At 44.3% G+C, this 11,678-nt stretch carries 12 protein-coding genes; 10 read left to right on the plus strand and 2 right to left on the minus strand.

What is annotated here, in order from left to right; all coding sequences use genetic code 11:
- Positions 1-699 (plus strand): CDP-diacylglycerol--serine O-phosphatidyltransferase, encoded by a 699-nt coding sequence (gene pssA, locus ACGE0T_RS17235; RefSeq protein WP_459187813.1) that lies wholly within the window; start codon positions 1-3, stop codon positions 697-699.
- Between the two features lie 52 nt (positions 700-751).
- Complete coding sequence (locus tag ACGE0T_RS17240) at positions 752-1,015, plus strand: DUF4834 family protein (RefSeq protein ID WP_459187814.1); 264 nt, start codon at positions 752-754, stop codon at positions 1,013-1,015.
- A 99-nt stretch (positions 1,016-1,114) separates the two neighbouring features.
- Here ACGE0T_RS17240 and ACGE0T_RS17245 read toward each other — a convergent pair whose 3' ends face one another.
- The gene (locus ACGE0T_RS17245; protein WP_459187815.1) at positions 1,115-1,558 is read right to left on the minus strand and encodes a nucleoside deaminase; all 444 of its coding nucleotides are present in this window, start codon (positions 1,556-1,558) and stop codon (positions 1,115-1,117) included.
- Positions 1,555-1,782: a hypothetical protein gene (locus ACGE0T_RS17250; RefSeq protein WP_459187816.1), complete on the minus strand. Its 228-nt coding sequence runs from the start codon at positions 1,780-1,782 to the stop codon at positions 1,555-1,557. Before ACGE0T_RS17250 ends, ACGE0T_RS17245 begins: the two co-directional genes overlap by 4 nt.
- A 71-nt stretch (positions 1,783-1,853) precedes the next feature.
- On the opposite strand from ACGE0T_RS17250, the gene ACGE0T_RS17255 reads away from it, so the two are divergent.
- The 8 genes from ACGE0T_RS17255 (at position 1,854) to ACGE0T_RS17290 (ending at position 11,125) form a co-directional block, all read left to right on the plus strand.
- On the plus strand, positions 1,854-2,219 hold the full coding sequence (locus ACGE0T_RS17255; RefSeq protein ID WP_459187817.1) for a YraN family protein: 366 nt from the start codon (positions 1,854-1,856) through the stop codon (positions 2,217-2,219).
- 20 nt (positions 2,220-2,239) lie between these two features.
- Complete coding sequence (locus ACGE0T_RS17260; protein ID WP_459187818.1) at positions 2,240-2,593, plus strand: MmcQ/YjbR family DNA-binding protein; 354 nt, start codon at positions 2,240-2,242, stop codon at positions 2,591-2,593.
- Positions 2,586-3,335 carry a biotin--[acetyl-CoA-carboxylase] ligase gene (locus tag ACGE0T_RS17265; RefSeq protein WP_459187819.1) on the plus strand — a complete coding sequence of 250 codons (750 nt, stop codon included), beginning with the start codon at positions 2,586-2,588 and terminating at the stop codon, positions 3,333-3,335. The genes ACGE0T_RS17260 and ACGE0T_RS17265 overlap by 8 nt, the downstream gene beginning before the upstream one ends.
- Before the next feature lie 278 nt (positions 3,336-3,613).
- A complete protein-coding gene (pyrH, locus tag ACGE0T_RS17270; protein WP_459187820.1) occupies positions 3,614-4,324 on the plus strand; it encodes a UMP kinase in 711 nt (236 codons plus the stop codon).
- 3 nt (positions 4,325-4,327) lie between these two features.
- Positions 4,328-7,051, plus strand: coding sequence for a substrate-binding domain-containing protein (locus ACGE0T_RS17275; RefSeq protein ID WP_459187821.1), 2,724 nt, complete (start codon positions 4,328-4,330; stop codon positions 7,049-7,051).
- A 370-nt stretch (positions 7,052-7,421) separates the two neighbouring features.
- Entirely contained in the window at positions 7,422-8,291 is an 870-nt protein-coding gene (locus ACGE0T_RS17280) for a carbohydrate kinase family protein (RefSeq protein ID WP_459187822.1), read from the plus strand.
- 2 nt (positions 8,292-8,293) lie between these two features.
- On the plus strand, positions 8,294-9,457 hold the full coding sequence (locus ACGE0T_RS17285; RefSeq protein ID WP_459187823.1) for an MFS transporter: 1,164 nt from the start codon (positions 8,294-8,296) through the stop codon (positions 9,455-9,457).
- 21 nt (positions 9,458-9,478) lie between these two features.
- The gene (locus ACGE0T_RS17290) at positions 9,479-11,125 is read left to right on the plus strand and encodes a DUF4980 domain-containing protein (protein ID WP_459187824.1); all 1,647 of its coding nucleotides are present in this window, start codon (positions 9,479-9,481) and stop codon (positions 11,123-11,125) included.
- Positions 11,126-11,678: the final 553 nt, after the last annotated feature.

The raw sequence follows: 11,678 nt of genomic DNA on the forward strand, positions 1-11,678 counted from the left end.
ATGATTAGAAAGAGTATTCCAAATTTCATAACTTGCCTGAATCTGGTATCCGGGTGCATTGCATGTGTAATGGCACTAAAAGGCGACCTTCCTCTGGCTACCTTATGGATTATTCTTGCTGCCATATTTGATTTCTTCGACGGTTTTGCCGCCCGTATGCTAAAGGCTTATTCTCCGATAGGGAAAGAATTGGATTCGTTGGCAGACGTTGTCAGCTTTGGTGTGGCACCGGGTATGATTGTTTACCACTTGCTGGAACAGGCATGCCTATCTGCTCCAATAGGCTGTATAGGAAGTTATATTCCTTACCTGGCTTTTGTTATACCCGCTTTATCCGGTTTACGGCTTGCCAAGTTTAATATCGATGAACGGCAGACTACCTCATTTATCGGCCTGCCGGTACCGGCACATGCCTTATTCTGGGCTTCCTTAGGATATTCGGTTGCTCCGTTTATTCCAGCTCATGAATATTTATTTATCGGCGTTACCGTTGTTTTGTCTGTCCTGACCTCTTTATTGCTGGTATCGGAAATCCCGATGTTCTCTCTGAAAATCAAATCCCTCAAATGGAAAGGCAACGAACTCCGCTATATATTAGTGACATGTGCAGTCCTATTCTTCGCCTTGTTCGGAGTATTAGGAATTGCAGGGACTATTTTACTCTACATTCTCTTGTCTATTTTTAACAGAAGAGGATAAACAAGATTTGATATCTTCGTGTTTGGTAATTGAAACTTCAAAGTAAAGAGTTATGTTTAAATTTTTGTTTGTCATGTTTTTCTTCTTTATCCTGTTAGTATTTCTAATGGGCTTCTCTATTTTACGGGCTTTTAAAAACATTTTATTCGGCAGTGGCGGTAACACCAGAAAAAAGAGTGAAGGACATCACAGACAAAACAGCAATAATAACTACTCGGAACAGCGGAATACCAAAGAGTATTCTCATGCATCCTCACGTAAAAAGATTTTCACCAAAGATGAAGGTGAATATGTGGATTATGAGGAAGTGAAATAATACTTTGAGAAAATATTCTCACCCCGATGAGAAAAAAATTTCACTGTGAAGAGAAGAAAGTTTCATAAGGATGAAACAAAAGAAAGCCGCTATATAAATTTAACGCCGCTGCCTGAAGAAATTCTGCATCTCCTGCATACATTCCGTTTCCATCACGCCTTGTTTTATCACAGCTTTAGGATGCATGGCCTTAGGGGCAAACTGCTGGAAACCTCTTTTCTCGTCCGAGGCCCCGTATACAATCCTACTAACCTGTGCCCATCCGATAGCTCCGGCACACATCACACAGGGTTCCACCGTCACATACAGACTGCATCCCGTTAAATATTTGGCTCCCAAAACACCGACTGCTGCCGTAATCGCCAACATTTCCGCATGTGCCGTCGGGTCGTTCAGCCGTTCAGTTTGGTTATGGGCACGGGCAATAATCCGGTTATTACATACCACTACCGCACCGACAGGCACTTCGCCCTCAGCTGCGGCTGCACGCGCTTCCACCAGCGCTTGCTTCATAAAATACTCGTCATCGAAAGGATTTATCATCGTCTCATTTCATTTTCATTGAAGAGGGTAGGATAATCCTCTTCGAGCGTTTTCAGTATATGCGACAGGATGGTTTCACGATACCAACGTGACTTATTAATGATTTTATATCTGGAGAGATAACGTGTCACGGCTTTATGCTCATCGTCATTAAGCATGAATGTAACCTTATGCACACGCGGGTGGTTAGGTTGCGGGGCCGAATATTTACGTTTTATTTTCATATGCGTGCAAATGTACAAGTGAAAGGGCAAATAAAAAAGAAAAACATTATATTTGTGCATATTAAATAGGGATGGCCAAACGAAACGACACAGGAAAAGAAGGAGAAAACATCGCCCGCGAATATCTGGAAAAACGGGGATACGTTGTTTCACATACCAACTGGCACTGGCATCATTATGAGCTGGATATCGTAGCTGTAGCAGAGGGCGAACTGGTGGTTGTAGAAGTTAAGACCCGCTCCGAAGATTACCTGCTCGCACCGGAAGATGCCGTCGATAATGCAAAGATTCGCCGTATCGTAGTTGCCGCAGATGCCTACGCCCGTCTTTTCAGCATCGAATTGCCTGTACGTTTCGACATCATTACCCTAATAAAGAAAAAGGAAGGATACGAAATAGAACACATTGAAGATGCGTTTTATGCCCCCTGCCGTTAATCTTTTAAATGGAATAAACGATGAATATAGAAGAAGTCCGCGAATATTGCCTGTCGTTGAAGAACACAACAGAGTGTTTCCCTTTCGACGATGTATCGCTTGTTTTTAAGGTCGAAGGGAAAATGTACCTGCTCCTTCCCCTCGATGCCGTCGAACCTCATGTATCATTGAAGTGCAGTACCGATTACACGGAAGACCTGCGCGAACGCTACAATGCCGTGGAAGGCGCTTTCCATTTCAACAAGAAATACTGGAATACCATTTATCTGGAACGGGATATGCCAGACGATGAGATATGCCATTGGATTCATCATTCCTACCGGGAAGTCATTTCCAAATTACCCCGTAAAATTAGAGACACATACAATGAATAACGAAAAGGATACACCACGGATTATCCGTTTGCAGGAAACAGACTCTACCAATAACTACCTGCGTGAACTATCCCGCCATGAGACATTGCCGGAAGGCAGCCTTGTCGTCGCCGATTTCCAGACCTGTGGAAAAGGACAGCCGGGCAACACTTGGGAATCGGAAAAAGGAAAGAACCTAATGTTCAGCATACTGCTTTATCCGGATTTTCTTCCGGCAAACCGCCAGTTCCTTATCTCCCAGATTGCCGCATTAAGCGTCAAAGAGACTTTAGATGCTTATACGGAAGGAGTTTCCGTCAAGTGGCCGAACGACATTTACCGGGAAGATAAAAAGATATGCGGCATGCTTATCGAGAACGATTTATCAGGCCGGAACCTGTATTGCTCCGTAATTGGTATCGGCATCAACATCAACCAGCAACTATTCCGCAGCAATGCACCCAATCCGGTTTCTTTATACCAAATTACAGGAAAAGAACAGGACCGCGAAGAAGTTTTAAAGCGTTTCCTCCGTATCTTCTCCAACTATTACCTTGCCCTTCTGCAAGAGAAAGAGGATGAAATACGCACGGCCTATATGAAAGCGCTCTTCCGCAATAACGGTTTCTATCCGTACCGGGATGAACAAGGCGAGTTCGAGGCTCGTATCCATGCCATCGAACCGACCGGCCACCTGCTCCTCCAGCTCCATGACGGAAGCATACGGCGATATGCGTTTAAAGAAGTATCCCACCTGTTATAAAAATTACGACAGTCCGTTCTTTCCGCTGAAAGGAGGACTGTCGCAAAAGTCAGGAATAAAGTCTCGGTTAATCTTCTGTGCCTTCAAAATAAGCAGAACTAATTCTTTTTGTCGGACAAATATACAGGCCCGATATTACAATCGTATGACATTTCTCATACATTAATAGATTGCCCCCCGATTATTTTTAAACCACTAAATGGGTTGATGCCATTGCAAACTAACCTAAATACTGTATTTTTGCGTGAACAACAATCTATTTAACAAATTAAGGTGATATGGCTCAATACAAACGTATCCTGTTGAAACTAAGCGGCGAGTCGCTTATGGGTGGTAAACAATATGGTATAGACGAAGTCCGTCTGAATGAATATGCTGCACAAATCAAGGAAATTGCCGAGATGGGCGTGCAAATCGGTATCGTGATTGGCGGCGGTAATATCTTCCGTGGTTTAAGCGGTGCATCCAAAGGATTCGACCGTGTAAAAGGCGACCAGATGGGGATGCTGGCAACGGTTATCAACAGTTTGGCATTAAGCTCCGCCCTTGTTGCACAGGGAGTAAAAGCAAAAGTCCTGACAGCTATCCGTATGGAACCGATTGGAGAATTTTACAATAAATGGCGTGCTATCGAATTGCTTGAACAGGGGAATGTCGTAATCATGTCGGGCGGTACCGGCAACCCGTTCTTTACAACCGATACAGGCTCATCCCTGCGTGGTATTGAAATCGAGGCAGACGTCATGTTAAAAGGAACCCGTGTAGACGGTATCTATACAGCCGACCCGGAAAAAGACCCGACAGCTACGAAGTTCAGCGATATTACCTACGATGAAATCTACACCCGCGGCCTGAAGGTGATGGACCTTACGGCAACTACGATGTGCAAAGAAAACAATCTCCCCATTATCGTATTCGATATGGATACAAACGGAAACCTGAAAAAGGTGATGAGTGGGGAAAACATCGGTACTTACGTTCATAATTAGCATGTGAAATACAAACTGTCCATATTCCTTTTGCTGTTTCTACTGCTGGGATGTTCCGGAGGCGGGAAAGAGAAGAAATATGTGATAGGTATATCCCAGTGTATGCTGGATGATGATTGGAGGCAGGAGATGATACGCGAAGCAGGCATCGAAGCCTCCAATTATGATAATCTGGAAGTCATTATTAAAGATGCCAACAGCAACAATAACGAGCAAATCCGCCAAATCCGCGAACTTATCGACCGGAAAGTGGATGTGCTTGTTATCTCTCCCTTAGAATCCTCCCCTATTTCCAATATTGCCGAAGAAGCTTACCGCACCGGTATCCCGACCATTATTACCGACCGGAAAGTAAATACCAACCAATACACGACTTTTATTGGAGCCAACAACTATAACATTGGTTTTGCAGCCGGAGAATACGCCGCCCGTCATTTGCCACCGAATGCCACCATCCTCGAAATATGGGGTGCCATGGGTTCTTCCCCTGCACAGGAACGGCATAATGGATTTAAAGAGGCCTTGCAAAACCGTAAAGATTTGACCTTCCGTACGATTGCCGGGGAATGGCGGTATGATACGGCACAAAAACTGTTGAAAGGGACAGACTTTTCCCATCCCATCGATTTAGTATATGCTCATAACGACATGATGGCCATTGCCGCAAGGGAACATTTTCTGTCTGTCGATTCCATACGTGGCAAAGAGTTACGCATTATAGGAATGGATGCCGTCTCTCGGAAAGGATTGGAAGCGATTGCTGACGGACGCATCAATGTTTCTTTCCTTTATCCGACCGGAGGAGACCAGGTAATACGTACCGCCATGCAACTGCTTGAAGGGAAACCGGTGGAAAAATTTATCTCGCTGCATAGCGGCATGGTCGATAAGGAAGCGGCACAGACCCTGTTGTTCCAGTCCGAACGGATGAACAACTATCAGGAACGTATCGAAAAACAGCGTAGCCGCATGGACGACCTGTTAAACCGCTTTTTGTTCCTGCAAAACTCTTTATGGGTGATATCCTTGTTGATGATCGGCTTCATATCCCTTTCCGTCTATGTATTCTTTATCAACCGCAAAATACGGAACACCAACCGGGAACTGCGGGCTATCAATAAGAAAGAAGAGGAACAACGCCGCAAACTGATCGCACTAAATGCAGAAATAGAAGAAGTAACAGCCTCCAAGCTCCAATTCTTCACAAACATATCCCACGAGGTACGAACTCCGTTAACATTGATACTGGGTCCGTTGGAACGGCTACAGACGCTGATGCACGACTCGCCATTCCTTCCGGATTTGGAGCTGATTCATAAGAATGCCTCCCGCCTGCTACGCGTTATCAACCAGATTCTGGATTTCCGTAAAGTTGAAAACAAACAGGAGCGGCTGAAAATACGGGAAACAGACCTTGTCACTTTTGTATCTGAAGTCAAATCCTATTTCAACAGTATGGCAGAGGTTCGTTCCATCCGTTATACCTTTGCTTCCGACAGTAAAGATTGCCGCATCTGGTTCGACCCTGATATGCTGGAAAAAGTATTGGTAAACCTCCTTTCCAATGCCTTCAAGTTTACGGCGGAAGGTGGAGAAATCAACCTCATAGTAACGACTTCCGATGAATGGGCGACTCTGAGTGTAAAAGACAACGGTTCCGGTATCAGTCCCGAAAATATCCCTTATCTGTTCAACCGGTTCTATTCGGAAAACAGCCGTACCGGAACAGGCATAGGGCTTCATCTGGCAAATGAATATATCCGGATGCACAACGGAAAAATTACGGTAGAAAGCACTTTAGGCAAAGGAAGTACCTTCACAATACAGCTTCACCGGGATAAAACGGAACTGAAAGGTGAATATATTACCGAACTTCCGGTCTCGCACCTGGCTTACGACGCCGCTAATCTGGATGATACGGAAGAGAAAACGCTACTCGCCAAGCAGTATCCCTATACCATCCTGATTGTGGAAGACGATGATGATGTACGCTCATTCCTCGCCCGGGAGTTGGAAACCAATTTCACCGTACAGACAGCAACAAACGGCAAAGAAGCAGTATCCCTGCTGCAACAAGAAACCTTTTCATTGGTGCTTACAGATGTGATGATGCCGGAGATGAACGGTTTCGAACTTTGCAAAGCAATTAAGACGAACCTGATAACCAGCCATATTCCTGTAATTCTGCTCACCGCCCTTTCCGATGAACGGCAACGTATGTATGGCATATCGGGAGGCGCGAATGGTTACATACAGAAACCTTTCCAGGTTAATTTCGTAAAGCTACGTATCATACGTATCCTGGAAGAACAGAAACATCTGCGTGAAAACCTGCTTAAAAAATTGCAGGAGAATAATCTTTTGATGACGCAACCGGAGAAAGTGGAAAGTATGGACGACCTCTTCCTCCGTAAATTCCTCTCCCGCATAGAAGAGGTGTATGCCGACCCTGAGTTTACTATTGAAAAACTAAGCGACACACTCGGACTCTCCCGCGGGCATCTCCACCGCAAGATAAAAGAACTTACCGGAACATCCCCGATAGATTTCCTCCGCAACTACCGGCTGAAAAAAGCGGCAGCTTTACTCAAACAAAAACAATATACCGTCAGCGAAATCGCTTACCAGACAGGATTCTCTTCTTCCGCTTATTTCGCTAAATGCTTTAAAGCGGAGTTTAAGATGACACCGAGCGAATATGTGAATCAGGTGACAATTGACAGGTGACAATTGACAGTTGGGGAAAGGCGTTGATATGGATGATGACCTGCGTCGGGTATCGACGCCGAGCGGCGCGTATCATCGACGCAGGGGCGCGCATGCCGTAGACGCCGCCTTGCGCGTGTTGCAGACGCAAGGCGGTGCGGGCTGTCGACGCAAGCTCACGAATAAAAGAAGAGCGGATGTGACATTTGTTATAACTTATGTCTTTTTTGTTATCATCTGTTTTATAGCGTGTTGCTACTTTTGCTTCTACAAAAACATCACTACGGTGTAATGGTTAATACTTGTAATTTGTATAAATCGGGGTTGTAACATACAGCCCTAATGCTTAGATTTGTTTATCATTAGTATGGATTCAATAAAAAATCATATCATGAAAAAAGAAAGACCAATCGTAGCCGGTATCGGCGAGTTATTGTGGGACGTATTGCCCACCGGAAAAAGAGCAGGTGGTGCACCTATCAATTTTGTATATCATGCTACACAACTGGGAGCGGAAGGTTATGCAATCAGTGCAGTAGGAAATGATTTATCCGGTACGGAAATCGTACAGGAACTGGATAAAAGCCATATCGGGCACTGCCTGGGTACTGTCAACTATCCAACAGGCAGTGTGATGGTCGAACTGAAAAACGGCATACCCGATTATACGATTATCGAAGGGGTGGCATGGGACCATATTCCACTTACACAGGAAGCCATCGACCTGATGGAAAAGGCCGATGCCGTTTGTTATGGAACTTTGGCCTTGCGTTTCCCGGAATCGAGGTCGACCATCCTGACGCTATTGAACCATATATCCAGAGATGCCATCCGTTTTTTCGACATCAATATCCGTCAACATTACTATTCAAAAGAGTTAATAGAGGAATTGCTTGCCCAGGCGAATATCTTCAAAATTAATGATGAAGAACTGGAACTGCTTCGTCCGATGTTCGGTCTGGAAGGGGATACGGAAGCTTGCTGCCATTGGTTTATCGAAAAATACAACCTTCGTTATCTGGTGCTTACGGCAGGCAGTGCATTCAGTACCATTTATACGGCTACCGAATCGTCGACTATCGAAACGCCCAAAGTAAAAGTTGAAGATACCGTAGGCGCCGGCGATTCTTTCTCCGGAGCATTTATTTACTCCATATTGACAGGTAAATCATTACGCGAAGCCCATCAGAAAGCGGTGGAAACAGCGGCTTTCGTTTGTACAAAGAAAGGGGCATGGCCTGCTTATCCTGAAAAAGACTGAATATGAAAGAAAAAACTCTCTATATGAAATTAATCCCGGTGATGTTGGTATACTTCACCATGGGATTCGTGGATTTGGTAGGTATTGCCTCCAATTATGTAAAACTGGATTTGAACCTGACCGACTCGGAAGCGAATATCTTTCCTTCGCTTGTATTCTTCTGGTTCCTGATTTTCTCCATTCCTACAGGAATGATGATGAACCGGATAGGACGTAAAAAGACGGTTTTATTGAGTTTGGTTGTGACGTTCGCCTCCCTGCTGCTTCCGATATTCGGCGATAGTTACGCGTTGATGCTGGCATCCTTCTCACTGTTGGGAATCGGAAACGCATTGATGCAAACTTCCCTGAATCCGTTATTGTCCAATATCATTACCGGAGACAAACTGGCAAGCAGCCTGACTTTCGGGCAGTTTGTCAAAGCGATAGCATCCTTCCTCGCCCCCTACATTGCGATGTGGGGAGCAACGGCTGCTATTCCCTCACTCGGACTTGGCTGGCGTATTTTATTCCCTGTTTATATGGTAATCGCAATTATTGCCATTTTCTTATTAGGGGCAACTTCTATTGAGGAAGAAAAACAGGAAGAAAAACCGTCTACCTATGCCGAATGCCTGTCTTTATTGGGAAAACCGTTTATCCTGTTCATGTTTATCGGTATCATGTGCCATGTCGGCATTGATGTAGGGACAAACACTACCGCACCCAAAATCCTTATGGAGCGGTTGGGCATGACAATCCATGAAGCGTCTTTCGCTACAAGCCTATACTTTATCTTCCGTACCATCGGATGTCTGACCGGTTCATTTATCCTGGCACATTGGGAGTCCAAGAAATTCTTTATTGTGAGTGTGGCCTGTATGCTTCTTTCCATGGCGGGCTTCTTCCTGTTCGATAGCAAACTGCTTATCTATACCTGCATTGCATTAGTAGGATTCGGGAACTCGAATGTATTTTCCATCTTGTTCTCGCAGGCATTGCTGTCGAGACCACAACAGCAAAACGAAGTATCCGGATTGATGATTATGGGACTTTTCGGAGGAACGATATTCCCATTGCTCATGGGATTTGCTTCGGATGCTGTCCAATCACAAACAGGCGCCTTATTCATACTGACAATAGGCGTTTTATACCTGCTTGCTTTATCACTTAAATTAAAACATTAATATCTTTATAAACATACATACATGAAAAGCAAATCAGTTTTAATTCTCACCAGTGCCTTGTTAACCTGTTTTTCCACCGTGGATGCACAGGATATAACAATGAAAATAACAAAGAAGTACTTAAATCTTCCGGTTTCCCAGCAGACCGACCGTGCCATGATGACTTTCGATGTAAAAGGGAAGCAGGAACGGGCATTCAATATCCGCCTGGCACCGGACAAACCGGACTATTGGGTATTTTGCGACATGTCGGCTCTCAAAAATAAGGAAATCAAAATCTCTTATAAAGGGGACAAAGCCGGACTCGACAAGATTTACCAGGCGGACGAAATAGCCGGGCAAGATAGCATGTACAAAGAATGCAACCGTCCGCAAATACATTATACGCAACGCCGGGGATGGAACAACGACCCCAACGGACTGCTTTATTATGACGGGGAATATCATCTGTTTTACCAACATAACCCGTATGAACGGGAATGGGAAAACATGCATTGGGGACATGCCGTAAGTAAAGACCTTATCCATTGGGAAGAACTGCCAATCGCTCTCTACCCGGATGAACACGGCACCATGTTTTCCGGCTCTGCCGTAATCGATTATAAGAATACCTCCGGATTCGGAAAAGGGAATACGCCTCCGATGGTTGCCATCTACACAGCCGATAATCCGGAAAAACAAATCCAATGTATCGCCTATAGCTTGGATAAAGGACGTACATGGACAAAATACGCAGGAAATCCTGTAATCGATTCCAAGGCCATATGGAACAGTAAAGATACACGTGACCCGAAAGTGTTCTGGCATCAGCCTTCCAACAAATGGGTACTGGTACTTAACGAACGCGACGGACATTCCATTTATAATTCCGATAACCTGAAAGACTGGACGTTCGAAAGCCATATCACCGGTTTCTGGGAATGCCCGGAATTATTCGAATTGTCTGTCGATGGGGATAAGAACAATACCAAGTGGGTGATGTACGGTGCATCCGGTACCTATATGATAGGTAGCTTCGACGGAAAGAAATTTACGCCGGAAGCGGGTAAATACTATTATTCCACAGGCTCTATCTATGCAGCCCAGACATTTACAAACATTCCTGAATCCGACGGACGGCGCATACAAATAGGCTGGGGACGTATCTCACATCCGGGAATGCCTTTCAATGGCATGATGTTGTTCCCCACAGAGTTGTCCCTGCATAAAACCAAAGACGGTATCCGCTTATTCAGTAAACCGATCAAAGAACTGGAAATGTTGCAGACTAAAGCTGGAGAATGGAACGGCTTGTCAGCCGAAGAAGCCAGCCGGAAACTTCAGGCCTACAACAATAACGGAGCACTTCGCATACGCACTACCATCAAACTGTCTCATGCAACAGGAGCCGGATTAAACCTTTTCGGGCAATCTCTTCTAAACTATGATATGAATTCCAATCTTGTCAACGGGGTATTCTATTCACCGGAAGATATGACCAGCATGGAAATTACAGCGGATATTCTTATAGACAAAACATCTGTTGAGGTTTACATCGATAATGGGGCTTACTCCTACTCTATGGAAAGAAAACCTGATATTAAAAATAAAGAAGGATTCCATTTCTGGGGCAACAACATTGAAGTAAAAAATCTGGAAGTGTATACACTCAATTCTATCTGGAAATAAATAGCCTCCGGCACAAAAACAAAAAGCGGCGTGACGTATTTTATTCTTATCCGAGTAAAATAGTTGTCACGCCTCTTTTATTTCCCCCACTAACAATTTGACACTAACGCCTACAAACCGAAATGCAACAGTTCCATTTTATCAAAATGATAAAGTTCCCCCTCCATACGCAGCTTATACGGGACAAATGCGGGACACGTTTCAAATATCGTGCCCACGCGGAGTTTAGGTTTGTCAGTTTGTATACCCGAATGGATTTATGCTTCCGAAAAGACAGGAGAAGGCATTTGTTTTTTAACACAGATTTTCCCCAAAAAAATATGGATTAAGGAATATAAAACCTGTATTAATCCGCGTTCTCCGCGCTATTCACGCCAAATCATATTGTTGTGATTTCTGAAATATTATAATCTTTTTAATATTCGCTTCAGGTTTGATTTCTATCCATTCTGGAGCTACGCCTCTACCTAATACCATCCAAAAACAAAGCATATATGATTCGAAATCGAAACATACATGCTTTGAAGTCAAAACATGTATGTTTTATCCGCCC

It is taken from the genome of Parabacteroides sp. APC149_11_2_Y6 (assembly GCF_054506995.1).

What these genes read in the sequence shown, in the direction of transcription:
- pssA (WP_459187813.1), top strand. Translation starts at nt 1, where the DNA reads ATGATTAGAAAGAGTATTCCAAATTTCATAACTTGCCTGAATCTGGTA.
- ACGE0T_RS17240 (WP_459187814.1), top strand. Translation starts at nt 752, where the DNA reads ATGTTTAAATTTTTGTTTGTCATGTTTTTCTTCTTTATCCTGTTAGTA.
- ACGE0T_RS17245 (WP_459187815.1), bottom strand. Translation starts at nt 1,558, where the DNA reads ATGATAAATCCTTTCGATGACGAGTATTTTATGAAGCAAGCGCTGGTG.
- ACGE0T_RS17250 (WP_459187816.1), bottom strand. Translation starts at nt 1,782, where the DNA reads ATGAAAATAAAACGTAAATATTCGGCCCCGCAACCTAACCACCCGCGT.
- ACGE0T_RS17255 (WP_459187817.1), top strand. Translation starts at nt 1,854, where the DNA reads ATGGCCAAACGAAACGACACAGGAAAAGAAGGAGAAAACATCGCCCGC.
- ACGE0T_RS17260 (WP_459187818.1), top strand. Translation starts at nt 2,240, where the DNA reads ATGAATATAGAAGAAGTCCGCGAATATTGCCTGTCGTTGAAGAACACA.
- ACGE0T_RS17265 (WP_459187819.1), top strand. Translation starts at nt 2,586, where the DNA reads ATGAATAACGAAAAGGATACACCACGGATTATCCGTTTGCAGGAAACA.
- pyrH (WP_459187820.1), top strand. Translation starts at nt 3,614, where the DNA reads ATGGCTCAATACAAACGTATCCTGTTGAAACTAAGCGGCGAGTCGCTT.
- ACGE0T_RS17280 (WP_459187822.1), top strand. Translation starts at nt 7,422, where the DNA reads ATGAAAAAAGAAAGACCAATCGTAGCCGGTATCGGCGAGTTATTGTGG.
- ACGE0T_RS17285 (WP_459187823.1), top strand. Translation starts at nt 8,294, where the DNA reads ATGAAAGAAAAAACTCTCTATATGAAATTAATCCCGGTGATGTTGGTA.
- ACGE0T_RS17290 (WP_459187824.1), top strand. Translation starts at nt 9,479, where the DNA reads ATGAAAAGCAAATCAGTTTTAATTCTCACCAGTGCCTTGTTAACCTGT.